Source organism: Methylocucumis oryzae, from assembly GCF_000963695.1.
Taxonomy (GTDB): domain Bacteria; phylum Pseudomonadota; class Gammaproteobacteria; order Methylococcales; family Methylomonadaceae; genus Methylovulum; species Methylovulum oryzae.
Window position 1 is genome coordinate 1 of the sequence record NZ_LAJX01000028.1, and the last position, 25,856, is coordinate 25,856.

Sequence of the window (25,856 nt, forward strand, 5' to 3'; positions counted from 1 at the left end):
CGGTGCAACCGATAATGCTTTATTTACCATTAGCGGTAACCAATTACTGATTAACAACTCACCTAATTTTGAAAACCAAGCCAGTTACAACATACGCATTCGCACCACCGATCAAGGCGGCTTGTTCTTCGATAAAGTCTTTTCGGTTAACGTCAATAACCTTAACGAAAACGCCGACCAATATTGCGCTCAGTGCTAACACGGTCAATGAAAACGTCTCGGCGAATACAATAATTGGTAACTTAAGCAGCACAGACCCTGATAGCGGTAATAGCTTTACTTACAGCTTAGTCATCGGTAGCGGTGCAACGGATAACACGGCATTTAGCATTAGCGGTAATCAATTACTGCTCAATAACTCGCCTAATTTTGAAAACCAAGCCAGTTACAGTATTCGGATTCGCAGCACCGACCAAGGCGGCTTGTTCTTCGATAAAGTCTTTAGCGTTAACGTCAATGATTTAAACGAATCTCCTGTCGTTAACCAAACGCTGAACGCACAAACCGCCAACCAGTATCAACCGTTTAATTTCACCTTACCCAATAACAGTTTTAGCGACCCCGATGCGGGTGACCATTTGACGTTAACAGCTACGCTAGCCAATGGCTCAGCACTGCCATCTTGGCTGAGTTTTTCATCGCTTACAGGCACGTTTAACGGTACACCCGGCATTAACGATACTAACCCGTTAACAATAAAAGTGGTTGCCACCGACACCCACGGCCTTTATGCGGAAAACAGTTTTAACTTATCGATAAACCCACAAAGCAATACCCCTCCGATACTTAGCCTAGGCCAACGCAATAACGACGCAGCTTATGCCGTAGCAGCTTTGAACACCGGTAACATTTTAGTCGCCGGATACAGCCAAACAGCGGCTAGTAGCGATTTTATCTTACTAAGGTATACCAACAACGGTCAGTTAGACCCTCAGTTTTCCGGTGATGGTAAAACCACGACCAGTTTTGGTGAGCTTGATGATATTAGCCGTGCTTTAGCCTTACAAGCTAATGGCAAGATTATTGTCGTCGGTAGCAGTGATAATGGTCATGACAGCGATTTTGCACTTGCTCGTTACCATAGCAATGGGCGGTTGGATACCAGTTTTGGCACTGGTGGTAAAGTCACCAGTAGCCTTGGAACAGGCGATGACGATGCTTATGCCGTTAGCGTACTAGCAAGCGGAAAAATTATCGTCGCCGGGACTAGCGATAACGGTAATAACAGCGATTTTGCGTTAATACGCTATAACGCCGATGGCAGTTTAGATACTAGTTTTAGCAATGACGGCAAAGTCAGCACCGATTTTGGCGGAAGTGAAGACAATGCCAATGCGATGCAGGTACAAACAGACGGTAAAATCTTAGTCAGCGGTACCAGCCACGGACTTGGCAGCATCCGGTTTGCATTAGCCCGTTACAACAGCGATGGCAGCTTAGACACCAGCTTTAACGGCACCGGCAAACTGACCACCAGCTTAGCCCCATTCGATGATAGAGCTTATGCATTAAGCCTACAAGAAGATGGCAAAATTTTTAATCGCTGGCGAAAGCTGGAATGGTAGTAACAATAATTTTTGCCGTTGTACGTTACTTAAGCAATGGTCAATTAGATGACAGTTTCGCTAATCACGGCAAACTCATCACAGCACTGAACCCCAGCTATGACTCGGCGCGCGCCATGCAACTACAAAGCGATGGCAAGATTGTAATCGCAGGCTTTAGCACAACAGCCAATCATAGCCAAATCCTCTTAATACGCTATAACAGCGATGGCAGCTTAGATACCAGTTTTGGTAACAACGGTAAAACCAGTGCCGAATGGAACGAACTTGATACTTATGGTTATGCGCTAAGCCTACAAACCGACGGCAAAATTTTAGTCGCCGGCACTAGCAACACCGATAACCAAGAACAAATCATCAGCGTAGCCCGTTTTAATGCTGACGGTAGTTTAGACCGTTTCTTCACAACACCGAATAGCACTATTCCCGGTGCGTCAGCGATTATCATTAATAGCCATGCCCATGTTTATGATACTGAATTAGCGGCTCAAGGTCATTATCAAGGTGCATACGTTACATTAATGCGTCATGGCGGCAATAATCCGGACGACCACTTTGTTGGCAGCGGTAAATTAAGCTTCAACGGCAACGCAGTATTGCTATCAGGTGTTAACATCGGCAACGTCAGCCAAGCCAATGGCGCTTTAACGATAATCTTTAACAACAACGCCACTCAAGACCTCGTTGATGAAGCACTATCGGCCTTAGCGTATAACAATACCTCAGCAACGCCGCCAGATTCGGTGTCTATAGACTGGCTATTTAGCGACGGTAGTCAAGGTGGCGCATTAACAAGTTTAGCAAACAGCGTGATTACACTTAATGTCTTGCCTACGCTAAACACGCCCGCAGCGATTGCCTATACCGATACCCCGTTTGTTGACCATTTCACTAAACTGCATGGCAAATTAAAAGCCACCGGCGTCAATTTAAGCTATGGCATAGACGGCGGCACGGACAATGGCGATGGTACGACTAGCCTGGATACCGACTATGGTAAGTTAACAGTTAACCAAACTACCGGAACTTACGTCTTTATACCCAAGAAAAATGTCTTAGAAGCACTAGGTACTGATGTCGTCAGGAGCGTCACAGTTACCGTGACCAATAGCAGTGGCAGCGACAGCAAACAACTCACCATCGCCATTACCCAAAACGGCGTGACCGAAACCGATGCCGACAATACCTTACTAGGCAGTGCGACTAACGATGAAATAGCCGGTTTAGCCGGCAGTGATATTATCAAAGGTCTGAACAGCAATGACACACTAAAAGGCGGTAGCGGCCAGGACACAATTAATGGTGGCTTAGGTCAAGATAACTTAACCGGCGGTGTGGGCAAAGACAGTTTTGTTTTCAACAACCCAGCGAGTAACGACCTCATCACCGACTTCAGCCCTGGCGTTGATAGTCTCAAACTTGATAATCAACTGTTTAGCAAATTAACCTATACCGGCGCACTCAAAGCCGCACATTTTGCGCTCAACACACCTCAAGATAAAAACGACTACATCATTTACGACACCAACACCGGCGTCTTGTCTTATGACGCCGATGGCAGCGGCAAAGGCGCGGCTATAGCCATAGTCACGTTGGGTAGTCAGTTGACGTTAAGTGAAAGTGATATTTTTGTTATCTGATGCATGCCCTACACAGGATTGTAAAACTCGTAAGCATAACCGTTAAAAATTAACATTACGAATCAACCAATCACCTTTAAAAACAATTTATCAAAGCAAAATACCCAATTAAAGAAAGGTTAAGAATGAATAACACTCTAACTTGGTTGCATTTATCAGACTTACATTTAACCGCTAAACCTAAAGACCAAGATTGGACAGTCAAAAGCATTAATCAAGATACCGTTATCCGCTCTTTACTAGAGGCAATTGATAACCTTTTAATTAAAAAAGATATACACCCTGACTTGATTTTTATTACGGGTGACGTGGTGTTTTCGGGAAAATCTGATGAATATCAAGTAGCAGAAGAGTTTTGTAAGCAGTTATTAACTATCACTGGATTAAGCAAGCAGCAATTATTCATTGTGCCTGGCAATCATGATGTTGATCGTACAGAAATCAAGCCATTACACCTAAAAAGTTGGTATCAGTTTGATACCAGCGACGAAATCGCAGAAATTTTAAGTGACTCAGATGCTCAGCCTATTTTACTGCGCAAACTAGCAGCTTTTTATCAGTTTTCTAAAGATTATCTAGGGTTAGATTGCCAACCCGAACAGCACTACTTGATTGCAAAGCCCATTACCCTTGCAAATAAAGCTTTCACGATTAATTTGCTGGGCTTAAATTCCAACTTATTTGCTGGCTACAATGGTGATGACAAACAAAAACTCGCATTTGGCCTTTATCAAATTGACCACGCCCTGCAATCGCTAACCGACGAGACCGCGTTAACGCTAGCTTTTTTCCATCATCCGTTTAGTTGTTTTCATCCGTGTGAAGTGAGCCTGCAAAATCGACTCAAACAACGGGCGGACTTAATTTTAACAGGGCATTTGCACGACCCCAGCAATATGAGCCAACATGATTCGGCAGGCAAAACGGTGATTATTGGCGCAGGGGCATCTTATGAAACCAGAAACAGTGAAAACTCGTTTAATGTCGGCAAATTAGATTTAGATACGGGCGAAGGCAAAATCCAATTTTATAAATATTTAGAAAAATCCCATCGCTGGACAAAAAATACCGATGTTAATCTGGATGAAGATGACGAGGGACGCTTTCCATTTACTATCCCGGTACGACAAAACCGAATTGTAACTTCAGCAGCTCAAGTCGATACATCGCCCTCCGTTTGCGAAAGTCCTACCGTAAAAACTGAATCCACACCGGCTTTACCATTACCACCTACCAGCCCCGCGTCAGCAACAACACTTGCGCATAAAATCGCCATCCTGACCGCTAACCCCATAGATAAGCAATACGATTACAGCGAGCATGAAAAAGCCTTTAAAAAACTCAAATGCACCGTCGATTATTTTTACCTTAGCTACGACACGTTGCACGAACTCGACGGTTATGACTACCTCATCATTCAGTCAAAACTCATTAAGAATAAAATCGTTATCGAAGACGACGGTTTAAAAAGTCGCACCGTACCGTTAAAAGATTTGACAGACAATATCGTTAACACCGACACCAAAGGCTTATTCATTTTTCTCGACCAACCGATAAACTCTACCGAACTTAACGCTTTATCGCTACCCACTATCGTTTTTCCAGCGCTTTCAAAAAGCGAGATTGAAACGTTTATCTTTCAAGCCTTTACAAAATTAGCTATTTCGGATGACAACAAGTTGTTTGCCAACCGCGAAACCTTACGGCTCGAAAAATTGGTCGGCTGTTATCAAGAACATCGCCATAAACCCCATTTACCTAATACGATAGACCCGAAAACAACGCGCAATTATGTCGGCAGGATTACTGACCTAGAAAACATCTGTAAAAAAATAACTGACTTAAGAAATCAGAAAAACGGCTTTTTAACCCTAAAAGGTGCCGGTGGCATTGGCAAAACCCATACAATAAAAAAGCTAACAGTTGCTTTAGCTGAACGAGGCTTTTTTACCGACGGCATTGATTTTGTCGATTGCGAATTTATCAGCGATTACAAATTGTTTGAATTTAACGTCGCAAGTACCTTTAATCTGGAGCAAGCCATTGATGTTAAAGCCCATATACAACAATATTATGACGTCAAAGACAGGCTATTGATTCTGGATAATGTCGAAACCTTGTTGCATTTGCCAGATGCTAACCAGATTAAAGCCTTTTTAAATTTTATTTGCGATTATGTCACCGTGGTAGTGACATCGAGGGAACTCTTGGGGCTGGACTGTGAGCAAGCTTATGAGCTGCGACGCTTTACGACCGATGAGGCTTTGGCGCTGTTTATCGGCGGCATAGAAAAAAAACTTTCTGCATCAGACCAAAAACTCCTAAGAGAAGAAATCTTAGAAACCTTTTTAGATAACAATCCCTTAGCAATTAAAATCATCACCGATAACTTACCTAGGGGCAAAGATTTTGCCGCGTTAAAGCAAGAGTTAGAAATAGATATTTTTCAAAAGCTAACCGATGCCGACATGACCGCATTCGATAACCATGCCGACACTAATATCGAGCGCAAAAAATCCTTATACGCGTCCATCCACTTTTCTTACCGTTATTTAAGCGAAGACGAAAAAATGATTTTTGAGCTACTGTCGCTATTCCCTGACGGTATTCACATGGAAAACTTAAAGCGTATTAGCGAAGTCAACCGGCAAAAAATGCGTAGCGGCGATAAAGAGAGCATCCATCACTTATGTATTACGGAAGCTATTATTAACTCACTGGATAAAAAATCTGTCATAGAAAACAATAACGGAATTATTCGGTTGCAATCGATTGTCGGCAAATTGCCGAGCAAAAGCTGCAGCAACGCGACAATATGCAAAAGCATTACCAAAATGCGTTTGAATATAATCGGTTTTTGATTGGCCATTTTAATGATCTAAGGCTATCAAAATGAACGTGTGGCTTTAACGGTATTTAATAACCAAAAAAATAATTTTTTGAAAAGCATTAGCTATATTGATGCGTTTAGTTATGAAAAAAGTCAATTACTGGATTATTTAGAAGACATAGGTACATTTTTTTCACACATTTGCACCAACCAAAATTTTATTAACTCACTACACTGCAAGAAAAGCTATTTTTCTGAAGATGTCAATGAAAAATTATATTTTGAATTAATTTCTCTCTATTCACGTTATTTTGATGGTGATTTTGACGGAGCATATCAGCAGTTAAATACAATATTACCTAAAGATGAAATTGAAAAATCAGCTTACTCTGACCTAGGTTTTGTAGAAAAACGTATATTAAGCAATGCACTAAGCATTTATAGCATGGAGGGAGACGCATATTTTTGTGAAAAAAATTGCCGAAAAATTAAATTTCGAATCAAACTCTTACAGTGGTCGCTTATTTTATCTTGGCGAGTATAACCAAACTTATAAATCGCTGGTAAAAACAGGTTTTATGGCTTGTGAAATAGACTTTAATTGCAACACCTTAAATAGCGAGGCGTTGGATAAGTATCTCACTTCTCTTTATGAAAAAGACCATATTGAAATAACAAACTGTCATTACATTAAAGCCAAAACCGGTGTTATTGATAAAACCCTAGTTAAGCAATTGGTAATGGTCAATCCTTATACCCAAGGCTTGCAACAACTCATTTTGGCTTTTGCTGAAACTGATACAGCGATTGCTACCGAACTGTATGAAAAGGCGATAGAAAACCTAAAACACATCAAATACTATTACGTTGAAGCTTTATTTTTCTTCGCTAAATTTCTTAAAAACGCAGGCCCTACAAGCCGTTATGCAGACATTTACCAACAAGGTTTTGAATTAGCCCAACGCCATTATTTCAGGTTTCTCATCTACAAATTTGAGGATTTAGTAGAACCTAAATCCATTCCGTATGATTCTAAAAATTATCCTTTGCCCGATAATAAAAACTTTGATGCCTATATCAACTTTCTGATTAAAAAATTGCAGAACCCATAACAAGTGCATTAAAGACAATAAGTTAGGAAATTGAGTTGCTAAGTGGTTTCATTAACACACCCAAAACCCCGCTGTGGCAAACCATCCCAACGCAGCGGGAAAATCCAACACATAAGACCACGCACAACCGCCTAATAACCAAAACCATTTTGTTGCTTGCGCGTAAGGCTGTTGATAAAACCAGCGAAACAACAAATGCCATTCCAGCAGCCGCACCGGCATTAACAAGAGAAAATAACTGAAGATAAATAACGTATCATCAGCGCTGGCACCTAAAATCGTAAAGCCCCAAACACCAACACCGAATACCATACCGATTAACAGCCTAGCCGTACCTATTTTATAAATCGACGGCTTAACACCCCAGCATTTATTAATCAGCGCTGCCGCTAAGGTATAGCCAACCCACTTTACCCCGGCAAACGCCGCATAGCCCAACATAGGATTATCAATACTTGCAGGCATAACGCCTCCTTTAACATGAATGCGGTTTCAGACGCGGTGTCTAGGAGTGCGTTTTAAACACATCGTCTAACGTCGCGGCATCTAAGGTGTTTTCAATCCATTGCTCTAATTGCTCAGGCAAGGCGCCGTCAATGCGAGCGACAATCTCTTCCGGGATTACTTGAAAACGCCTGTGCAATAATCGCTTAAGCGCAATGACTTCACCGTCATGCAAACCTTGTTGTAAACCTTTCTGTAGACCTTGCTGTAAACCTTCTTCTTTCCAACTAGTTGTCAATTGCATAATTCTCTCCTGTTCGGTAACGGGGATTTCGGTGCTTAATACTTGTTCAAAAATAGCTAACTCCTCTTGATTCAGACGCAAGTAGGTGTCGATGAAACCGGAAATAAACCGGCTACGGGCTGGGTCTAGCTTCAATGTCACGAGTAGTCTCAGGCATTGTGCTTTAACGCGTGGTCGTTCATGGGCCGCGAACGCCATTTTGGCCATTAACGCGCTAGCCACCGGGTTATCGTAATCTAGGTAATCGCGCCAATGTAGACGGTTCAACTGAATAGCCCGGAAGTTAAAAGCCAAAAACTTCACGATCAGGAAAAGCAACGCTGTAGTGTTCTGGCTCTGGCGTCTTAGGCGCATCATAAGATAACAACGCCACTGGATAAACCGGCAAGCCATATTTTTCAGTAAGACGGGCAAAATATTTGAACATACGTCTAGCAAACTGAGGCTGACGAGTCGCTTGCGTTTCGATATGAATTAAAAACACTGCATCTTCATTACGGAAACGACCGGTAGCCACTAAATCTGCTTCATGGCTGTCACCTGCCAAAATATCAGTGAAAACTTCCTTGTCCAAAAAAAGTAACGCTGCCAGGCGCTAACCACTGGCTGACTTCGGGTAACAACAGTGCAACAAAATCATCGAAGAATGTCGTTAATAATTCTTTGAACAAGCGGTCATGGTTGATAGGCATGGACTAGTGCGGCATGGTGCTGAAACAGCAATAATGGTAGCGGAAACACTGGTTAAAAGGAAATGTACTCTTGTCTCGTTCACGCACCTACGTCATTACCCACAGTTAAGTAGTTAAGCCTCCGATTTTCGGAGTGCAAGGCTTGCCTTGCACAAGTTTATACCCTATACAAAGCAAGCTTTGTACTCCAAAATAGCTTAGCTATGTGTAATGACACTATAACAGCAACTATTGGAGTAATATTATGTCGGCAGTAAAAAAATATTGTTTCGGTTAGCGAAGAAGATTATTTAAAAGGCGAACTCACCAGCGAAATAAAACATGAACTGATTGACGGTCACGTTTATGCAATGGCGGAAGTGAGTGAAAATCATGATCGAATCTCTGGAAATATTTATCGGAAATTTGGCAATCACTTAGAAAACTCATCTTGTGAGCCTTTTACGTCAAACATGAAACTAAAAACACCGACAGGCAACTTTCGTTACCCTGATTGTATGGTGATTTGTCATAAAGATGATGAAAGCCACTATTACAAAACAAAACCGGTCATATTGGTTGAAGTCATTTCCCGTTCCACCCGAAAAATAGATGAAAAAGATAAGCTAATAGAATACATCAACATTCCGACCTTACAGGAATATGTGTTAATTGAACAAGATTTTGTCGATATAACGGTGTACCGTAAAAGTGACGATTGGCGTTCAATGCATTATTTCTTGGGGGAATCAGTGCATTTTGAATCTATTGATTTAACCTTACCCGTAGAAGCCATCTATCACCGTGTACAAAACGAGGATATGGTTGAATTTCTGAGCAACATAGTCGGGCAATAGCCCGAATATCACGCTTTTCCAGCCTGCTATTTACCTCCCCTCTCTACGACAAACCACCAGGCTTTTGTAAGGTTTGCTACAATCCAAAAAAGCCAAAACTCAATGAAATTCAACAACCTGACTGATGGCATAGCATTTGCTTTAGCTATATAAAACAGCTAAAACAAAAACAGCTATGGGGTCAGCGTTATGAAAACCACAAAAGATATTGCCGCGTTATTAGACGAACCTGCGTGTGAGCATAACAAAAAGGAGAAATCCGGTTGTGCGAAACCTAAACCCGGTTCGGCGGCAGGCGGTTGTGCCTTTGATGGCGCGCAAATCGCGTTACTGCCCATCGCTGATGTTGCTCACATCGTCCACGGCCCTATTGCTTGCGCAGGTAGTTCTTGGGATAACCGAGGCACTCGTTCATCAGGGCCTGAGCTTTACCGTATCGGCATGACGACCGATTTAACCGAGCAAGATATTGTCATGGGACGCGCAGAAAAGCGCTTATTCCATGCGATTAAACAAGCGGTAGAAACCTATGCACCACCGGCGGTGTTTGTTTATAACACCTGCGTCCCTGCCCTCATCGGCGATGACATTAACGCGGTGTGTAAATCGGCCCAAGAATTATGGGGTGTGCCGGTTGTACCGGTGGATAGCGCAGGCTTTTATGGGACGAAAAATTTAGGTAACCGTATTGCTGGCGATGCGATGGTGAATCATGTGGTGGGCACGCGAGACCCTGACCCGTTACCCAGTACCGCACCTAAGAATATCCGTGTACACGATGTTAATTTAGTCGGTGAATACAATATTGCTGGAGAGTTTTGGCATGTGTTGCCTTTGCTGGATGAATTAGGCTTAAGGGTGTTATGTACTTTATCCGGTGATGCGCGTTTCCGCGAAGTGCAAACCATGCATAAAGCTGAAGTCAATATGATGGTGTGCTCTAAAGCGATGTTAAATGTCGCGCGTAAATTACAGCAAAAATACGGTACGCCGTGGTTTGAAGGCAGTTTTTACGGCATTACCGATACTAGCTTGGCCTTACGTGATTTTGCCAGAGTCATTAACGACCCCGATTTAATCGAGCGCACCGAAGCGTTAATCGCGCGTGAAGAAGCACGCATACAAGAAGCATTAGAGCCTTGGAAACAGCGTTTAAACGGCAAACGTGTGTTGTTATTTACCGGTGGCGTTAAAAGCTGGTCGGTGATTTCCGCGTTACAAGATTTAGGCATGGTCGTCGTCGCCACCGGTACGAATAAATCCACCGAAGAGGATAAAGCACGTATCCGTGAATTAATGGGCGAAGACACGTTAATGATTAACGACGGCAGCCCGAAAGAGCTTATCCGCATCGTACGTGAATACAAAGCCGATATTTTAATCGCCGGTGGTCGCAATATGTACACCGCGTTAAAAGCCAAAATCCCGTTCTTAGATATTAACCAAGAGCGTGAATTTGGTTACGAAGGCTATCAAGGCATGTTAGAACTGGTACGGCAACTGGCTTTAACCATAGAAAGTCCTGTTTGGGAGTCGGTCAGAGCGCCTATGCCGTGGCGAGTGGCAAAACCTGAGGCTAACCAATTAGCCAAAGCAGCGGCGTAGAGGTGAGTTATGGCGGATATTTTAAAACGTAAAAAAGCCTTATCGGTTAATCCGTTAAAAGCCAGCCAACCCACTGGCGGCACTTTAGCCACCTTAGGCTTTAACCGAGCCATGCCTATGTTACATGGTTCACAAGGGTGTACCGCATTTGCCAAGGTGTTCTTTGTACGCCATTTTCGTGAACCGATACCGTTGCAAAGCACGGCTATGGATCAAGCCAGCTCAGTATTAGGTGCCGATGAAAATGTGCGTGAAGGCATACGCGTCATTTCAGAAAAATCTAAGCCTGCGTTAATCACCGTGTTAACCACAGGTCTCTCAGAAACCCAAGGTGCCGATGTGCATAGAAACATCCGCGAGTTTCGCGCCGCGCATCCTGAATACGATGATATTGCTGTCGTTGGCGTTAACACGCCGGATTTTACCGGTAGCGTCGAAACCGGTTATGCCGCCACCTTAACTGAAATCATCCGCGCGGTAGTGCCGGATGCCAAAACTGCAGGCACGGTGCCTGGTACACGGCAGCGCCAAGTCAATGTCTTAGTCAGTTATATGTTAACGCCCGGCGACCTGGAAGCATTGCAAACTATTTTTGAGCAATTTCGTTTACGTCCGGTGTTTGTACCTGATTTGTCCGACTCGTTAGACGGGTGTTTAACCGAAGATGATTTTAGCCCGGTGACGATTGGCGGCACCTTGATGTCAGAAATGAAAACCTTAGGTGAAGCCGTTGCCACCGTCGTGATTGGGCCTTCATTGGCTAAACCGGCTGAAGTGTTAGCGGAAAAAACCGGTGTGCCTAATTACTTCATCGATCATTTATACGGTTTAAAAGCCAACGATACGCTGATGTGTACGCTAGCGGAAATCAGCGGTAATCCCGTACCTGAACGCTTAGAACGGCAGCGCCGACAATTGCAAGATGCAATGCTAGACACCCATTTTATGCTTGGTCAGCTTAGAGTCGCGATTGCCGCCGATGCTGATTTATTAGGCGCTTTTGTCGATTTAGTGCAAGACATGGGCGCTGAAGTTGTCGCCGCCGTAACCAGTTGTCATACGCCACAATTAGCTAAACTCAATGTTGAGGCAGTCAAAATTGGCGATTTAGAAGATATGGAAATCATGGGTAAAGCAAAACACGTGCAACTCGTCATTGGTAATTCTCATGCCGTTGATACCGCGCAACGCTTAGGCGTGCCGATTTTACGCGCCGGTTTTCCGTTATACGACATTATCGGTGGTTATCAAAAAACCTGGATTGGTTATCAAGGGACTAGACAGACATTATTCGATTTGGCCAACCTGGTGATTAACTTCAGCCATGAGGAAATACCCGTTTACCATTCGATTTATGCGCAAAAACCCGCTCACGAACTCAACGACTACGCTAAGCCATGTCATTAACAAGACGCATGCACATCGTGCCCGACTCGGAACAGGAAAAATTTATGGAAACGGCCTTAAAAATCGCGTTTGCGACCAGCGATATGGAAACGGTTAATCAACATTTCGGCTCGGCTAAATCGTTTGCGGTTTATGCCGTCGATATGGATAACGCTAAATTTTTAGAAGCAGCACAGTTTGGTGAATTAAGCCAAGACGGTAATGAAGACAAGTTATCGGTAAAACTGGATTTATTAGCCGGATGTGCCGCCGTGTATTGCCAAGCAGTAGGCGGTTCGGCGGTAAACCAATTGATTTCACGCAATATTCAGCCGGTAAAAGTTCATGAAGGCAGTCGAATAAACGACTTAATCGTGGATTTACAAAACGAAATCAAAGCAGGCCCGTCTAGCTGGCTAGCGAAAGCGATTAATCAACACAAAAGCCCAGACCCTAATCGATTCAGCCAAATGGCTGATGAAGGCTGGGATGAATAAAAAACACACCAACCATTTTAACTAACCAAACCTAACGAGGATTCATCTATGTCCAGTTCATTAGTTGTTGCTGAAGATGATAACCATCTTCAATCCGACATTGTTAAAGACTATATCAAGCAATTACGCGCGATAGACACTTACGACACCTATGCAGGCTGGTCGGAAGCCAAAATTATCGACCCAGTGGTGTTAACCAAAGAGCGTAAGAAAAATATCCCTGTAATAGGCGATCCTGACGAAATCACAATTGCGCGCTTAAAAGCTTATTACAACTCGGTAGCCACGTTACTTGAAAAAAAATCAGGTCTAATGGCGGCTCCGATTGTGCATTTAAGCCATGAGGCTTTGGTCGCGCCTTAATCATGGTCGGCAAACTCGTCGTCGTCGATAAAATTTTACGTGACACGCACCGCTTTGGCTTTGATAGCTTAGAAGATTTATGCCAAAAAACCGATAAAGTCATCGAAAAAGCACTCGGTTTAATTGAAAAATACAATGCAGCTGCGACCGATTAAGGAGTCCCATCATGTCTGACGAACTTAAAGATTTAGAAAAAGAAGTTAAAAAAACCAAACGCTTAGCCGCCGAAAAAGCCATGGAATTACACGATTTAATCGAAGATAGACTCCCTGATGCCTATGGTGAATTACTAGGTATTGCGCAAGAAACTTATGTCGCTTGCAAAACCTGGGATGAAGCGAATAAACGCTTTCAAGCCGCACAAGCAGCGGTGAGTGCGTAGGAGAACGACTATGACAGACTTTGTAACTGGCGTGACTTTTGGCGGTGATGTGTGGACGCCCTCTTATGTCACCGATATTAATCAAAAAACCTGTATAGGCTGTGGCCGCTGCTTTAAAGTCTGTCCACGCGATGTATTTGATTTAGTAGATAAATATGACGTTTTAGATGCGGCTGACATCGACGATGAATTCGAAGATGAAGACGATAGCAGCATGGTGATGAGTATTAAAAACGCGTTGGACTGCATAGGTTGCGAAGCCTGCTCAAAAGTCTGCCCAAAAGACTGTTTTACTCATCAACATAAAGCAGCAGCTTGACCTAATGCCAACTGAACTATAGGAACTACCCCCATGCCAAGACCCGAAAAACATGTGTTTGTTTGCACGCAAAATCGCCCACAAGGTCATCCGCGTGGCTCATGTGCGGCTTCTGGCTGCGCTGAAGTCATGAACGAATTTATGAATGAAATTCAAGCGCGTAATTTGTTTGAAAAAATCGGTTTAACCAATACCGGCTGTATGGGCCCTTGTATGATGGGACCTAGCGTGTTGGTTTATCCTGAAGGCGTGATGTACGGCAAAGTCAAAAAAGAAGACGTTAAAACCATTATTGAGCAACATTTGCTCAATGGTACGCCGGTCGCCGACTTAATCATGCCGGCTGACGTTTGGTAGGTGACTCATGTTGTTTGAAGAGCGCGTGTTATTCAGCCCTACCGTCCCTGAAGCCGTCAACCAATTGCTACAGGAAGCGGTTGCTGCTAGTCATGCTAATCAAGCGCGGGCTGAGAAGCTGTTTATCGAAGCCAATGCTTTAGATAGTCGTTGTTTGCAAACGTATTTTGCGTTGTACAAGTTTTATTTTCATGTCAAACGTTTTAGCCGATGCTGAAGCAGTAGTTTTACAAGCGTTAGCAGAAGCGGCTAACCAAGGCGGTTTTGTTAATAATCCTAAGCAATTAACCGAGCACTACCCTGCACAAGGTTTTTATCTTAACGAATGCGCGTTGTTCTACTTGTATTCGTTAAAAGCCTTAGCGTTTATCAAACTTAGGCAAGACCAATCCCGTTATGCGCATGAGATATTAGCGTTTATCAAACAATTAGACCCAGAAGACCGCTCCGGCGCGTCAGTCATTATGGACTTAGCTCAAGGAGTTACTTACTAATGGAATTAACCGACTATATTGCTAGCAATCGTGCCGTCGCTGAAGCCGTTTGCCAACGCTTAGCACACGAAATCGACAAATTAGGACTCAGCGCGACAGTGACGTATCCGCAGTATGAAGGCTCAAGCTTTGAACTTATCAAAGACCCTTACACAGGCCAACAAAATCTGTGCTGTTATTGGTTTGACCAACATAAGCGCCACCGCTTAGGCCGTTTGCAATTTAATAGCGATGGTAGTTTTTATGCTGAATACGATGTATCACAACCGCATCCTACTAAAAAGAAATGGTTTATTGAAAGCGTAACCGCCTGGGGCCAAGCCGACAATATGAAAGCGGAAGCCAAATTACTGCCTATGGCGCAATAACACTCACAACTCAACCTCAACCTTAGCATTACTGGAGCAGCTCCATGTTATTAGACACCTATCAAGCCAAAGGCTTATTAACCGTGACCTTAGTCAATGGCCAAACCAGCACGGCTGGCGTTTATGCTTACCGTGGCGATTTAGTGTTAATCGAAGGCGCATTACGCGAAGGCTCAACCACTGACCGCAAACCACCTGAAGCATTATTGATTCATTCGGCATTAATCGTTGCCAATGACAAAATCGTTTTCATCAATGGTTTATTACCGACATTAAGCTTATTACCCATCTTAGTTGAAAAGTATAAAGATGATTTCGCACCGGACTGTGCTGCGCTGATTTATGTCGAGAATATCGCTAAAGCCATGCAAGTTGAATTAGCCGGTGTCGTCTTTAAACTGTTACCGTTTAAAGAAGGTCTGGTTTGGAATGAAATCTTAGAAGAGTTATATATCGAAAAGCACGAGTTAAAAGGCCAATCGGCTGAAGACAAAGTGGCCATTGCGTATAACGCCGCTAAGACCTATAACGCCAAATCGCCTTTAGTCAGTTACGCAGAAGCTGAAGCGAACACCATTGTTGTCGTTAAAGATGCGGCTGTTGGTGCTGTGTAAGTTTCTTTGATTGTCATCGTTCCCACGCCTGTGGGAACAAAAAAGCCTTCTTGGAGTACAAAGCTCGCTTTGTGCGGTGTTTAAACTTGTGCAAGGCAAGCCTTGCACTCCGAAAATCGGATGTTTCTCTCGTTCCCACGCTCTGCGTCACTGCCCACAGTAGTGTTACGGTAAATTTATTAAGTTTAGATATAGGATGCGCTGAGGTACGAAGCGCATCAGTCGAGTTCTTACCTGCGATGCGCCTCCTATCGTCGGCACATCCTATAACTATCTTATTGAAAAATAAATATAATTTCTTAACTGTGGGCAGTGACGCAGAGCGTGGGAACGAGAGAAACGATAGGGACTCCCATGAAACTGCAACTAGATCGCAAATATGCCGAGGCCATGGCCTTAGAATTCCCGAATTTAACCCGCTTAACCGAACAACTGCGTTTTGGTAGCAAAGCCGAAGTCTTATATCAACAGTTAAGCGCGGCCGAACTCAGTTACCTTAAATCGCTCTACCAACAAGACGGTCATGACATGCAAGGTCATGTCGCCCAGCTCTCAACGTTGCAACAAGCAATGAACGATGACACGTTGCGGTTTGGCGAAGATGATTTGGAATTGTTGCTGCCTGCATTAGCGCGTTATTTGATTCACAACGCACTGCGTGGCTGGTTGTTTCAAGCTAATGTCGCTGGTAAACCTATGGCGTATTTAGTAACACGGCTAGATTATACGCCCGCAGGTGAAGAGGAAACCGGACGTGTCACACTAGAACTAAAAGCCAACGCTAAGGGCAAAGTCACTGTCGTCACGGTGATTATTCGCGCCCGCGACATTACCGACAAAACCATGACTGAAATTCTCATGGCTAAAGGCTTTTTAAAAGAAACACCTGAATTAATTGACAGCTACGATGCGACTAGCGCTCGATATTTTCAATGGTGTGGCCAATCAGGGACGCAGTTTTTAGCCAAAGGTACTGGTTTTTTTGCTGAAGACCCCACCGCAAGTCACCGCAACACCGATTGGGCGCGTAAAGATGTTGTCGTGTTATCAACTGATGGGGGTCATGCGCGGTTAGTATGCGACGAAAGCATCTTAGTCGATAGAGCGTTAACAACCGAAGCGAAAGGCGATATTTTGGCCAAATATCTGCGCAAAGCGGCAAAAAGTTTACGCTACGACGGCAAAGTCGAAAACGAAGTTGAAGCCTCACAAGCTGAGATTCCTAAAGGCTTGTTTACTGAATTACCGGTACACGGTTATTTATTGATGTACCATTTAGAATTACATCATCATTTATGGGTACATGTTTCTGATATACAGCCCTATCAATATCAACCTGAACTCAAACAAAAACTAATCTTACGCGAAGAGCAAATCGATTTAATCGACATATTAACTGCAGAAATGGATGTGCTAATGGACGATATTGTCGCCGGTAAATCCGGGGGAACGACCGTCTTATGTGCTGGCCCTGCCGGTGTTGGTAAAACCTTAACCGCCGAAGTGTATTCAGAAATTATCAAGCGACCGTTATACCGCGTACATTCCGGTCAGCTGGGCTTAAACGTCGCGGAAATGGAAAAAGCGTTAAAAGATGTATTAACTCGCGCGCAGCGTTGGGGCGCGATAATGCTCATCGATGAAGCCGATGTCTATATCAAACGCCGCGATAACAATATGACAATGAACGCCGTAGTCGGGGTCTTTTTACGCGTATTGGAATATTTCAACGGTTTATTGTTCTTAACGACCAACCGCATCGACGATATTGATGAAGCCATTGTGTCGCGCTGCATTGCGTTAATTAAATACTACCCACCCGACACCGATGCGCGCCGTAAGATTTGGCATGTGATGAGCGAACAATTTCAACTTAATCTGGATGCTGCGCTCATCGAACAATTGACGCACACTTTTCCTGAAGCCACCGGCCGGGATATTAAAGGCTTATCAAAACTAGTCGGCAAGTATTGCCAACATAAACAGGTAGCACCTAGTATGGATGTGTTTAGGCGATGTTCGTTGTTTAGGGGGATGGAGTTAAGCCGTAGCGAAGCTGTGTAGCCGTATAATAAAAGAAAGCCCCGACGCTTGGAGAAGGACGCCGGGGCCTGGAAAGAAAATCAGCCGGTTACAAAGGGGGAATACGGCTGATTGATCGCCGTAGCAGGCGAACATCAATAAGATTATGCTAACTTGAAAAAGTTTCAAGTCTGATTAAATTTTATTTCTACCTTTCTATTGGGCTGACTAATTTTTTACAAACCAAGCCATAGATTCAACATGAGCGGTATGTGGAAACATATCCATAACGCCTGCTTTCACTAAAGTAAAACCTAGCTCGTGGACTAATATGCCCGCATCTCTTGCTAACGTTGAGGGATTACAGGAAACATAAATCAGTTGTTCTGGCTGCCAGTGCGCTAAATGATGTAAGACTTCGGCAGCACCGGCGCGCGAGGGGTCTAGCAGTATTTTGTTATAGCGTTGTTGACTCCACGTATACTGACTAATGTCTTTGCTTAAATCAGCCACATAAAATTCGACGTTGTTAATCCCGTTAGCGGCTGCATTAGCGCGTGCGTGATTGACTAAAGGTAAATCGCCTTCAATACCGACGACTTTTCCGGCACGTTTCGCAATAGGTAACGTGAAATTGCCTAAACCGCAGAATAAATCTAATACCTGGTCAGTCGGCTTTAAGTCTAACGCGTCAACGACTCGGTTAATCATGGCTTGGTTAATGTCATAATTGACTTGAGTAAACATCGCTGGTCTAAAGTTAAAGACAATACCGTGCTCAGGTAATGCATAAGTAGGTGTTACTTCTGGTTCGCCAGGTAACGGCACAATTGAATCTGGACCTTTAGCTTGTAGGCACAAATGCAGATTATGTTCATGACTAAACGCGCGCATCTGCTCTATATCGTCAGCGCTTGGTGGCTCAAGCACCCGTATCGCTAACACCGTCACCTGATCGCCGATAGCGACTTCGATTTGTGGGATTTGGCTGCGTATACTTAAGCCTTTTATCATATCGCCTAATGCGGTTAAACGCGTACCAACGCTAGGATGCATCACTAAACACGTATTAATATCGGCTAAGTATTGATGTTTTTTTTCTCTAAACCCCACTAACACGCGGTCTTTTGCGGCGACATATTTTACGCCCATACGTGCTTTGCGCCTATAACCCCAATGCGGGCCGGTTAATGGCTGCCAAATCTCCGGAATATCGAGTTTGCCAATACGTTTAAATTGCTCAACCAGTAAGTGTTGTTTAATAAGAATTTGTTGGTCGGAAGCAACGTGTTGGAAGCTACAACCACCGCATACGCCATAATGCGGACACTCGGGTGTGACGCGTTGCGGACTCGCTTCGATAATGCGGCTGACTCGGCCTTCGGCATAATCTTTACGGATGTCGGTGTAGATAAATTCTACTTGCTCCCCAGGTAAGGCTTCATCGATAAAGACAGCTTTGCCGTCAACGTGCGCGACGCCTCGACCATCGTGAGTCAGTGCAGTAATTGTGGCGTTAACCGGTGTTTCAGGTAGGGTTTTGCGTTTTCTATGTCTTGCCATGATTATTTTTGTTTCCAGATTCCATTTGCTGTTTGATACCACCAACCTGATTGCGCGTGACTCGCCCAGCGACTCGCGAAACGTTGTTTGATTTGTTCGCTCCATTCCGGGTGGTTATTAGCATTAGCAATCGCTTGATAGAGCTTAAGCCGGTCAGCATTTTCGGCGTTAATGAGTTTGGTTAAGCTGGCTTTGTCTTTTAAGCTTAACGATGATAAGTTTCTTATGACAAGCAAACCGTCAGCTTGTAAGCCTATATTCCCTTGTTGATAATTGGGTAGTAATGAAGCAAACCGTGCTTCTAAATCGGCGCGGATTTGCCTAATGTCTGAGCTATCCAGCGTTAAGTCAGGCTCATCGGCATAAGCGTTATTAATCACCAAACTTATGGCGCGGTCTAATAGCAACTCTGCACTTAGCATGGCGTCTGAATTTTCCGAATGTGGTTTTTCAGCCGGTGCATTAGGTTTTAAGTCTTGAATATCTTGTATGATTTCATCGGCGGCTTTATCAGCAGCGGCAGCGGGAAAGTAAATATTAATAGTCACGCAAGCGCTGAGCAGCCCGGCGCTAAGCCAGAAAAGTTTATGCATAGAGAGTTCCTTAATTTGCTACCTAAGCGTTATAAGTGACCGCTCATAAATGATTTAACACTTTTTCATCGCTCCCACGCTCTAGCGTGGGAGCGTAGCCAGGACGCTCTGCGTCTCGTTTCACACCGCAAGAGCGGTTGCAGCGCATTCCCACGCAGAGTGTGGGAACGATGAGTCTAAGCGCTATATGGGCGATTTTTGCTAAGAAGCGGCGGTAGCCGTTTTATTCGATACGAACGTCGCTAGTGGACGAAATTCGGCTGAGTCGATTTAACAAAACCGTCCAATCGACGCGTGGATTATAACCTATCACATCGACACGTGGCAGACCGCCACCTTTTATTAAGGTATAACCGTGCCCGTTCGCTTCTACGCCCATGAGTTGGCATACGCCGTTATGTAAATAACAACCCATACCTAGCCGTTCATAACTAAAGGTATCAAACACGTTTAAGATACTGCGTGAAATTCTGTCCGTTGCCCCGCCTCCAATTTGGGCGATGCTATTAATGGCTTTTTGGCTAATTTTATGCTCGGAGTCATCGTGTTCTGGCGTTCCCAGCCAAGCAAAAAAGCTGACTGGCTGCCAGTTTTCCAATACCAGTTCTCTTATATGACCTGATAAGCGTCCGCTTATACTGCCGAATTGAAAATGTTGCGTGAGTTGATTTAAGTCTAGCTGTGTTATCGCTATATCAGCGTTTACGGTAGGTAAATTACCGAATAAATGCCCTGCCTTTAAATTGCTAATTGCAATATGACCATCAAACGCATCAATAGCGATGTCTCCATCTAGTGTTATGGCGTCTTCATGATAATAAACATTAGGAATATGGCCATTAATCGTACCGGATAACGGTGCCCACTGAAAAGCGCTAGCAAGCTCATTAAGCTTTAATTGTTGTAGCTCAGCGGAAAAAGCAAGCGTGGGCTGAGTCGCGTCAGTATTAAGATGTAATCGATTAACCGCAATATAACCGCCTAAGCTGGGAATCTGAACAGCATCTGTGAGTTCAATATGGCGATTAACGCTCACTAACTTTAGACTAGCCGCATCTAACGGAAAGTGCTTGAGTACGATGCGTTGCCAGCGTAGTGATGACAATTGTTTTTGGCTTAAATCCCAGGCTAGATGACCATAAATACCGGTTATTTCGACGTCTTGTTTGGGTATATAAAAATTAACGTTATTTAATGCCGCGTTAATATGGTTGAGTTGGTTGTGTTTGACTGTTAGTGACGCGTTAACACGACCGGTTAAGTGCAGGCTGTCTAACGTTTCAGCAAGTTGAGGCGTGATATAGAGATTAGAAAAGTTTGATAAGTCTAAACTACGCAAAGATAATTTTAAGCTTTCTACCTGCCAGGTAGGCGCTAAGCTTAATGACGCTGATGCACGCGCTGATAACGCCGTACCATGCCGATAATGGCTGTTTGAGAGCAATAATTGATGTGTTGTATCCGACCAATAGCCCGATGCGGTTAACCTGATGGGATGTTTTCCCACCTCAAAGAACCACGGATTGGCGTACACAGCGCCTTGTTGCAAGCGAGCGTGGTGTTGCCAATTCCAATTCGTCTGTTTGCGTTGGGCAGAAAAGTTAAGTTCGCTAGTAAGCTTCTCGATGGCATACGAACCGTCGCGCGTTTGAACACTAAAATTAGTCGCTTGTAGCTGTGTACTCCATGTGCTTAGACCTTTAGCATCGCCTTGTGCTTGGCAAACTCCAGTTAATTTTCCGCTGCTAGCCTCTAAAATAGTTGGTATTAGCTGATTTAACAGCGTGGCATTTAACTGTTGTATGTGTAGCTTAAATTGCCAATGTACTTGCTGTTGTGTCAGCGTTAAGCCCAGCGTCGTCCCTTTAGGTTTTAATGTGTTGACGTTGATGTCAAACGCTCCTGGTTTACTTAGCCAGTTTAACCTAGCGTGGTAAGGCTGTTGTTGAGCGCTAATGCCTTTAATATCAGCGTGTTGACAAGACTGCTGCTCTGCGAATAACAGCGCCGCGCAATCGATAGAAAATTGGCTTGTTTTAAAGTTAAGTTCGGGCAGCGTTAATTCATCAAAAGCCGCCGTTAAATGCATACTATCAGATGATAACTCTCGGCTGGTTAGACTAAAGCCTTTAACGATTAGTGGTTTGCTGCGTAACTGCTGAATACTAAGCGAGAAATCTGCCCAGCTAGGCATAGAGTAAAAAATTGCAATCAACCATACACTATAAATACGACAAAAACCGTCTAATCGAAGCCGTATAGACTTAATGCTGAAGGGCATGGATGTGGAACAAGTTATTATATTTGCTAATTTTTGGCATTCGTCGCTGACTTCTGGATTGTCGATTAAAAAGCAGCCCCAACCGTAAGGTCATTGGTCAATCTCCTCTGTTCTATTAATCATATCCCAATAAACCAGTAATACTTGCTATTAAAAGCATAATCCATTACAAAAGGCGCTTATTCACTACTGGGTGTGTCGCGTGGACATTGCGCTTATCATTATTCTAATACTCATCAATGGCTTATTTGCCATGTCTGAAATGGCATTGGTTTCTGCTAATAAAGTACGCTTGGAAAAACTCGCTAGACAAGGCCGTGCAAGCGCAGAAACAGCCTTGCGATTGCACGAACAGCCTTCACGCTTTTTATCAACTGTGCAAGTCGGTATTACATCGGTTGGGATTTTAAGCGGCGCATTAGGGGAAAATGCGTTAACCACACCGCTAGTGGCACAGTTAAACCGCTGGCCGGAATTAACACCGTATGCCGAAAGCATTGCATTAGTGATTACTGTCAGTGTTCTGACTTATTTCTCCGTAGTCATCGGCGAGTTAGTGCCTAAACGCTTAGCGCTACAACGACCTGAGCGCATTTCTTTAGCCGTTGCTAAGCCTATGAATGGGCTCGCGTTAATAGCCAGCCCGTTGGTCTGGCTATTATCATCATCCAGCAATGTGTTATTGCGAGTATTGCGTGCGCAAAATCCACCACAAGCCACCATAACGAATGAAGAAATTAGCATTTTAATGGATATAGGCTCTGAATCTGGTGTGTTTCATGCCAGTGAACGCCGACTCGTCTCTAACGTGCTTAAGCTCGATGAGCAACGCGTTGGCGCCATTATGACGCCTAGCAAAGATATGTTTGTCATTGATTTAAACGATGATAATGACAAAATCAATGAGCTAATTGCTAACTGCCCGTATTCACGCACAATTGTTTGTCATAATGGCTTGGAAAATGTCTTAGGTATTTTGCACCGTAGCGATTTAATCAAGCTGTTAATGGCTCAGCAACTACTAGACATTTCCCGCGTCGTGCGTCCGGCGCTGTATGTACCCGACTCATTAACCTTACCTAGATTATTAGAATTTTTCCGCGAAAAAACACGGCGATTTTGCGCTAATTGTTAATGAATACGGCGAATTGGAAGGCTTAGTCACGCTTAGCGATGTGTTAAAAGCCATTATTGATGATATACCTATCTTAGACAATGATTTAGACCCTGATGTGGTTGAGCGTGAGGATGGCTCGTGGTTAGTTGATGGCGGCTTGTCGATTCAGCGCTTAAAATTGGTTACCGGCATGGAGGGACAGCTTCCAGGCGAATCGGGCAATTCGTTTAATACCGTCAGCGGCTTTATTTTGTTTTATTTAGAGAAAATTCCTCGTGTCGCCGATCACTTCACTTATGAAGAATGGTATTTTGAGGTCGTGGACATCGATGGGATGCGCATCGATAAGGTCCTCATTGCTCGCCATCACTAAATCACCTTCTTTTTATGTCTGCTATTGTTCAACTACACCATGTTTATAAAGCGTATACGCTAGGCGATGTAACACAACAGGTTTTAAACGATGTTAGTTTAACCATTGATAAAAGTGAATTCGTCGCGATTACAGGCCCGTCTGGCAACGGTAAATCGACGCTATTAAATTTAATCACCGGTATTGACCGCGCTAATCAAGGCGATATTGTAGTCTGTGGTCAACGCTTACAACAGTTAAGCGAAGAGCAATTATCTCGTTGGCGCGGTATTCATGTCGGCATTATTTTTCAATTTTTTCAGCTATTACCGGCATTAAGCTTATTGCAAAACATTTTATTAGCCATGGCGTTTACTAACGCCATTCCGAAAGCACAACGTAAAGCACGCGCTAAGGAATTACTGGCCTTAGTCGGTTTAGCGCACAAAGCCCATCACTTGCCTAGCCAAGTTTCAGGTGGCCAACAACAAAGAGCAGCAATTGCTAGAGCGTTAGCAAACAATCCAGAATTACTCATTGCCGATGAGCCGACCGGGAATTTAGATGCGGCTACCGCTGATACGGTCTTTGAGTTGTTTACCCAGCTACATCAACAAGGCAAAACCATTGTTTTAGTCACGCATAACGATGCATTAGCGGCCTCGGCCTCCCGTCAAATCGTGTTTAGTACAGGCCGTCTTATTGAAAGCCACACTAAAATGGCTAATCCTTAATGTTATTCACTAAAATCCGTACCGATTTATCGGCACATCCCACCCGAACCTGGCTAGCGATTTTCAGTATGGCTATGGGCTTGTTTACGCTGTTAAGCTTAGTTGGCATGATGGATTTGCAGTTACAACACATGGATGCGACACATCAACAGTCTCGGCCTGCCGTTATACAATTCATTCTGCGCGGTGAAATTGATGCCACCGGGATTAATACGCTAACAGCAATGCCCGACATAGCGGGTATAGATTTTTTTAGTCAAACCACTGTGCGCTACCGATTGAACACAGAAAGTCCCTGGCAAACCGCTATTGTCATCATGCGTCCAGATTACCTACAGCAAAAATATGATAGGTTAAACTTAAGCGCGGGTAGCTGGCCTACAGCGGATACTGTTGCGTTAGAGCAGTTATCAGCTAAGCACTTACAACAAGGTATTGGCGATTCGCTTGAGCTAGATACTCAACAAGGCATTCGTAGGTTTACTGTTTCAGGCATTATCCGCCACCCTTTTGTTAAACCGCCTGGTTTTGGCGGTCCAATTCATTTTTTTATTAGCGCTGCACAAGCCCAGTTATGGGATTTAAAACCTGATGCTTTCCGGCAGATACTCGTACAAACAACAACACCTGAAGATAGTGGGCATAATCGTGCTATTGCCGCTAACCTGCGTTTAAAACTGGGCGAACTAGGCATTCCCGTCGCTGCGACATTAATGCAAGATCCTAAACATCACTGGGGACGGCCTTTTTTTCAAGGCTTGCATTGGGTATTGCATATTATGGCGTGGTCAGCGTTAGCATTAAGCGCGGTATTAATTGTTAACACAGTAAACACCACACTTAACGAACATGCGTATCAAATCGGTATTATGAAAGCGCTAGGCGCTAAACGGGGGGGTTAATGGCGATTTACATCGGTGAAATCATTGTTATCGCGGTTATCGCTTTATGTTTAGCGGTACCTTCAGGCTTGGCCACCGCTTATTACAGCAGTGCTTGGCTTTTAGCGTTATTTAATTGCGCAGTGACGAACTTTGACTATTCTGAACGCGCATTATTATTGACGCTTGCTGGAGGCTTGCTGATACCGATAGCGTCAGCATTGCTGCCCATTTATCGTAGTGTCGCTATGCCTGTGCGGGTAGCGTTAGCCAGTTATGGTTTAGGCGCTGATTATGCTACACCGGGTGTGCCAAGCAAAGTAGAGCGTTTTATCAGTCAACGGCTGCCTACACCTTATGCTTTAGTATTAATCCCGTTACTGCATAAAAAAGCAAAATGCTTAAGCGCACAGCTTGTATTAATCCTAACCGGCATCATGTTTATCGTCATTATGAGCTTGGCATGATTCGACTGAAGTTTACCTTAGCTAATTCATATAACCTA

The 25,856-nt window shown here is 43.9% G+C and carries 30 protein-coding genes and 1 pseudogene; 24 read left to right on the forward strand and 7 right to left on the reverse strand.

The features are described 5' to 3' along the window. The 6 genes from VZ94_RS27900 to VZ94_RS03785 form a co-directional block, all read left to right on the forward strand. The coding region (locus tag VZ94_RS27900) for a hypothetical protein (RefSeq protein WP_239649608.1) at nt 1-199 on the forward strand (199 nt) is incomplete at its 5' end. A 223-nt stretch (nt 200-422) separates the two neighbouring features. After that, entirely contained in the window at nt 423-1,565 is a 1,143-nt protein-coding gene (locus VZ94_RS03765) for a putative Ig domain-containing protein (protein ID WP_239649617.1), read from the forward strand. Beyond that, the gene (locus VZ94_RS22170) at nt 1,559-3,205 is read left to right on the forward strand and encodes a hypothetical protein (RefSeq protein ID WP_052700192.1); all 1,647 of its coding nucleotides are present in this window, start codon (nt 1,559-1,561) and stop codon (nt 3,203-3,205) included. The genes VZ94_RS03765 and VZ94_RS22170 overlap by 7 nt, the downstream gene beginning before the upstream one ends. Nucleotides 3,206-3,330: 125 nt before the next feature. Then, on the forward strand, nt 3,331-6,066 hold the full coding sequence (locus VZ94_RS03775) for a metallophosphoesterase (protein WP_045778222.1): 2,736 nt from the start codon (nt 3,331-3,333) through the stop codon (nt 6,064-6,066). A 39-nt stretch (nt 6,067-6,105) separates the two neighbouring features. After that, nucleotides 6,106-6,579 carry a hypothetical protein gene (locus VZ94_RS03780; protein ID WP_045778223.1) on the forward strand — a complete coding sequence of 158 codons (474 nt, stop codon included), beginning with the start codon at nt 6,106-6,108 and terminating at the stop codon, nt 6,577-6,579. A 34-nt stretch (nt 6,580-6,613) separates the two neighbouring features. Further along, the gene (locus tag VZ94_RS03785) at nt 6,614-7,147 is read left to right on the forward strand and encodes a hypothetical protein (RefSeq protein WP_045778224.1); all 534 of its coding nucleotides are present in this window, start codon (nt 6,614-6,616) and stop codon (nt 7,145-7,147) included. A 51-nt stretch (nt 7,148-7,198) separates the two neighbouring features. Here the strand turns inward: VZ94_RS03785 and VZ94_RS03790 are convergent, their stop codons facing one another. Genes VZ94_RS03790 through VZ94_RS26765 form a run of 4 tightly spaced genes read right to left on the reverse strand, consistent with a single transcriptional unit; the run spans nt 7,199 to nt 8,587 of the window. Continuing rightward, a complete protein-coding gene (locus tag VZ94_RS03790) occupies nt 7,199-7,612 on the reverse strand; it encodes a hypothetical protein (protein WP_045778225.1) in 414 nt (137 codons plus the stop codon). Nucleotides 7,613-7,652: 40 nt separating this feature from the next. Beyond that, a complete protein-coding gene (locus tag VZ94_RS26755) occupies nt 7,653-8,162 on the reverse strand; it encodes a DUF4351 domain-containing protein (protein WP_204369035.1) in 510 nt (169 codons plus the stop codon). A gap of 16 nt (nt 8,163-8,178) precedes the next feature. After that, a complete protein-coding gene (locus VZ94_RS26760; RefSeq protein ID WP_204369036.1) occupies nt 8,179-8,469 on the reverse strand; it encodes an RpnC/YadD family protein in 291 nt (96 codons plus the stop codon). Further along, nucleotides 8,447-8,587, reverse strand: coding sequence for a hypothetical protein (locus tag VZ94_RS26765; protein ID WP_204369037.1), 141 nt, complete (start codon nt 8,585-8,587; stop codon nt 8,447-8,449). Before VZ94_RS26765 ends, VZ94_RS26760 begins: the two co-directional genes overlap by 23 nt. Before the next feature lie 263 nt (nt 8,588-8,850). Here VZ94_RS26765 and VZ94_RS03800 point away from each other — a divergent pair, with 263 nt between their 5' ends. The 13 genes and pseudogenes from VZ94_RS03800 (at nt 8,851) to VZ94_RS03855 (ending at nt 17,872) form a co-directional block, all read left to right on the forward strand. Beyond that, on the forward strand, nt 8,851-9,423 hold the full coding sequence (locus VZ94_RS03800) for a Uma2 family endonuclease (protein ID WP_045778226.1): 573 nt from the start codon (nt 8,851-8,853) through the stop codon (nt 9,421-9,423). Nucleotides 9,424-9,612: 189 nt separating this feature from the next. Next, on the forward strand, nt 9,613-11,028 hold the full coding sequence (gene nifE, locus VZ94_RS03805) for a nitrogenase iron-molybdenum cofactor biosynthesis protein NifE (protein WP_045778227.1): 1,416 nt from the start codon (nt 9,613-9,615) through the stop codon (nt 11,026-11,028). A 9-nt stretch (nt 11,029-11,037) separates the two neighbouring features. Next, nucleotides 11,038-12,435 carry a nitrogenase iron-molybdenum cofactor biosynthesis protein NifN gene (gene nifN, locus VZ94_RS03810; RefSeq protein ID WP_045778228.1) on the forward strand — a complete coding sequence of 466 codons (1,398 nt, stop codon included), beginning with the start codon at nt 11,038-11,040 and terminating at the stop codon, nt 12,433-12,435. 44 nt (nt 12,436-12,479) lie between these two features. Then, on the forward strand, nt 12,480-12,911 hold the full coding sequence (gene nifX, locus VZ94_RS03815; RefSeq protein WP_109867649.1) for a nitrogen fixation protein NifX: 432 nt from the start codon (nt 12,480-12,482) through the stop codon (nt 12,909-12,911). A 48-nt stretch (nt 12,912-12,959) separates the two neighbouring features. Beyond that, a pseudogene (locus VZ94_RS03820) lies at nt 12,960-13,429 on the forward strand (NifX-associated nitrogen fixation protein). Between the two features lie 11 nt (nt 13,430-13,440). Then, nucleotides 13,441-13,656, forward strand: a complete 216-nt coding sequence (locus VZ94_RS03825; RefSeq protein ID WP_045778230.1) for a CCE_0567 family metalloprotein — start codon at nt 13,441-13,443, stop codon at nt 13,654-13,656. Between the two features lie 10 nt (nt 13,657-13,666). Continuing rightward, a complete protein-coding gene (gene fdxB / locus VZ94_RS03830) occupies nt 13,667-13,975 on the forward strand; it encodes a ferredoxin III, nif-specific (RefSeq protein ID WP_045778231.1) in 309 nt (102 codons plus the stop codon). A gap of 33 nt (nt 13,976-14,008) precedes the next feature. Continuing rightward, on the forward strand, nt 14,009-14,332 hold the full coding sequence (locus VZ94_RS03835; protein ID WP_045778232.1) for a (2Fe-2S) ferredoxin domain-containing protein: 324 nt from the start codon (nt 14,009-14,011) through the stop codon (nt 14,330-14,332). Nucleotides 14,333-14,339: 7 nt separating this feature from the next. After that, nucleotides 14,340-14,549, forward strand: a complete 210-nt coding sequence (locus tag VZ94_RS27905) for a hypothetical protein (RefSeq protein WP_239649609.1) — start codon at nt 14,340-14,342, stop codon at nt 14,547-14,549. Next, complete coding sequence (locus VZ94_RS27910) at nt 14,524-14,826, forward strand: hypothetical protein (protein WP_239649610.1); 303 nt, start codon at nt 14,524-14,526, stop codon at nt 14,824-14,826. The genes VZ94_RS27905 and VZ94_RS27910 overlap by 26 nt, the downstream gene beginning before the upstream one ends. Continuing rightward, nucleotides 14,826-15,194, forward strand: a complete 369-nt coding sequence (locus VZ94_RS03845) for a hypothetical protein (RefSeq protein WP_045778233.1) — start codon at nt 14,826-14,828, stop codon at nt 15,192-15,194. The genes VZ94_RS27910 and VZ94_RS03845 overlap by 1 nt, the downstream gene beginning before the upstream one ends. 44 nt (nt 15,195-15,238) lie before the next feature. Beyond that, nucleotides 15,239-15,808: a hypothetical protein gene (locus tag VZ94_RS03850; RefSeq protein WP_045778234.1), complete on the forward strand. Its 570-nt coding sequence runs from the start codon at nt 15,239-15,241 to the stop codon at nt 15,806-15,808. Between the two features lie 354 nt (nt 15,809-16,162). Beyond that, nucleotides 16,163-17,872: an AAA family ATPase gene (locus VZ94_RS03855; protein ID WP_045778235.1), complete on the forward strand. Its 1,710-nt coding sequence runs from the start codon at nt 16,163-16,165 to the stop codon at nt 17,870-17,872. 186 nt (nt 17,873-18,058) lie between these two features. Here VZ94_RS03855 and rlmD read toward each other — a convergent pair whose 3' ends face one another. The 3 genes from rlmD to VZ94_RS22175 form a co-directional block, all read right to left on the reverse strand. Next, nucleotides 18,059-19,393, reverse strand: coding sequence for a 23S rRNA (uracil(1939)-C(5))-methyltransferase RlmD (gene rlmD, locus VZ94_RS03860; RefSeq protein ID WP_045778236.1), 1,335 nt, complete (start codon nt 19,391-19,393; stop codon nt 18,059-18,061). 2 nt (nt 19,394-19,395) lie between these two features. Then, nucleotides 19,396-19,986, reverse strand: a complete 591-nt coding sequence (locus tag VZ94_RS03865; RefSeq protein ID WP_045778237.1) for a YdbL family probable chaperone protein — start codon at nt 19,984-19,986, stop codon at nt 19,396-19,398. Between the two features lie 223 nt (nt 19,987-20,209). Next, nucleotides 20,210-22,180, reverse strand: a complete 1,971-nt coding sequence (locus VZ94_RS22175) for a translocation/assembly module TamB domain-containing protein (RefSeq protein WP_131655463.1) — start codon at nt 22,178-22,180, stop codon at nt 20,210-20,212. A gap of 289 nt (nt 22,181-22,469) precedes the next feature. Between VZ94_RS22175 and VZ94_RS03875 the strand changes: the two genes are divergently transcribed. Genes VZ94_RS03875 through VZ94_RS03890 form a run of 5 tightly spaced genes read left to right on the forward strand, consistent with a single transcriptional unit; the run spans nt 22,470 to nt 25,818 of the window. Continuing rightward, nucleotides 22,470-23,402, forward strand: coding sequence for a hemolysin family protein (locus VZ94_RS03875; protein WP_239649611.1), 933 nt, complete (start codon nt 22,470-22,472; stop codon nt 23,400-23,402). A gap of 13 nt (nt 23,403-23,415) precedes the next feature. Then, the gene (locus tag VZ94_RS27915; protein ID WP_239649612.1) at nt 23,416-23,757 is read left to right on the forward strand and encodes a transporter associated domain-containing protein; all 342 of its coding nucleotides are present in this window, start codon (nt 23,416-23,418) and stop codon (nt 23,755-23,757) included. Nucleotides 23,758-23,771: 14 nt separating this feature from the next. Further along, nucleotides 23,772-24,470 (forward strand): ABC transporter ATP-binding protein, encoded by a 699-nt coding sequence (locus tag VZ94_RS03880; protein WP_045778238.1) that lies wholly within the window; start codon nt 23,772-23,774, stop codon nt 24,468-24,470. Further along, entirely contained in the window at nt 24,470-25,372 is a 903-nt protein-coding gene (locus VZ94_RS03885) for an ABC transporter permease (protein ID WP_045778239.1), read from the forward strand. Before VZ94_RS03880 ends, VZ94_RS03885 begins: the two co-directional genes overlap by 1 nt. Beyond that, on the forward strand, nt 25,372-25,818 hold the full coding sequence (locus VZ94_RS03890; protein ID WP_045778240.1) for a hypothetical protein: 447 nt from the start codon (nt 25,372-25,374) through the stop codon (nt 25,816-25,818). The genes VZ94_RS03885 and VZ94_RS03890 overlap by 1 nt, the downstream gene beginning before the upstream one ends. Nucleotides 25,819-25,856 lie beyond the last annotated feature (38 nt).

Excerpts from the sequence above, each read along its gene's own strand:
- VZ94_RS22170 (WP_052700192.1), top strand. The coding sequence starts at position 1,559 with ATGGTAGTAACAATAATTTTTGCCGTTGTACGTTACTTAAGCAATGGT.
- VZ94_RS03775 (WP_045778222.1), top strand. The coding sequence starts at position 3,331 with ATGAATAACACTCTAACTTGGTTGCATTTATCAGACTTACATTTAACC.
- VZ94_RS03785 (WP_045778224.1), top strand. The coding sequence starts at position 6,614 with ATGGCTTGTGAAATAGACTTTAATTGCAACACCTTAAATAGCGAGGCG.
- VZ94_RS03790 (WP_045778225.1), bottom strand. The coding sequence starts at position 7,612 with ATGCCTGCAAGTATTGATAATCCTATGTTGGGCTATGCGGCGTTTGCC.
- VZ94_RS26765 (WP_204369037.1), bottom strand. The coding sequence starts at position 8,587 with ATGCCTATCAACCATGACCGCTTGTTCAAAGAATTATTAACGACATTC.
- nifE (WP_045778227.1), top strand. The coding sequence starts at position 9,613 with ATGAAAACCACAAAAGATATTGCCGCGTTATTAGACGAACCTGCGTGT.
- nifN (WP_045778228.1), top strand. The coding sequence starts at position 11,038 with ATGGCGGATATTTTAAAACGTAAAAAAGCCTTATCGGTTAATCCGTTA.
- nifX (WP_109867649.1), top strand. The coding sequence starts at position 12,480 with ATGGAAACGGCCTTAAAAATCGCGTTTGCGACCAGCGATATGGAAACG.
- VZ94_RS03825 (WP_045778230.1), top strand. The coding sequence starts at position 13,441 with ATGTCTGACGAACTTAAAGATTTAGAAAAAGAAGTTAAAAAAACCAAA.
- fdxB (WP_045778231.1), top strand. The coding sequence starts at position 13,667 with ATGACAGACTTTGTAACTGGCGTGACTTTTGGCGGTGATGTGTGGACG.
- VZ94_RS03835 (WP_045778232.1), top strand. The coding sequence starts at position 14,009 with ATGCCAAGACCCGAAAAACATGTGTTTGTTTGCACGCAAAATCGCCCA.
- VZ94_RS27905 (WP_239649609.1), top strand. The coding sequence starts at position 14,340 with ATGTTGTTTGAAGAGCGCGTGTTATTCAGCCCTACCGTCCCTGAAGCC.
- VZ94_RS27910 (WP_239649610.1), top strand. The coding sequence starts at position 14,524 with ATGTCAAACGTTTTAGCCGATGCTGAAGCAGTAGTTTTACAAGCGTTA.
- VZ94_RS03845 (WP_045778233.1), top strand. The coding sequence starts at position 14,826 with ATGGAATTAACCGACTATATTGCTAGCAATCGTGCCGTCGCTGAAGCC.
- VZ94_RS03850 (WP_045778234.1), top strand. The coding sequence starts at position 15,239 with ATGTTATTAGACACCTATCAAGCCAAAGGCTTATTAACCGTGACCTTA.
- VZ94_RS03855 (WP_045778235.1), top strand. The coding sequence starts at position 16,163 with ATGAAACTGCAACTAGATCGCAAATATGCCGAGGCCATGGCCTTAGAA.
- rlmD (WP_045778236.1), bottom strand. The coding sequence starts at position 19,393 with ATGGCAAGACATAGAAAACGCAAAACCCTACCTGAAACACCGGTTAAC.
- VZ94_RS03865 (WP_045778237.1), bottom strand. The coding sequence starts at position 19,986 with ATGCATAAACTTTTCTGGCTTAGCGCCGGGCTGCTCAGCGCTTGCGTG.
- VZ94_RS22175 (WP_131655463.1), bottom strand. The coding sequence starts at position 22,180 with ATGCCTAGCTGGGCAGATTTCTCGCTTAGTATTCAGCAGTTACGCAGC.
- VZ94_RS03880 (WP_045778238.1), top strand. The coding sequence starts at position 23,772 with ATGTCTGCTATTGTTCAACTACACCATGTTTATAAAGCGTATACGCTA.
- VZ94_RS03885 (WP_045778239.1), top strand. The coding sequence starts at position 24,470 with ATGTTATTCACTAAAATCCGTACCGATTTATCGGCACATCCCACCCGA.
- VZ94_RS03890 (WP_045778240.1), top strand. The coding sequence starts at position 25,372 with ATGGCGATTTACATCGGTGAAATCATTGTTATCGCGGTTATCGCTTTA.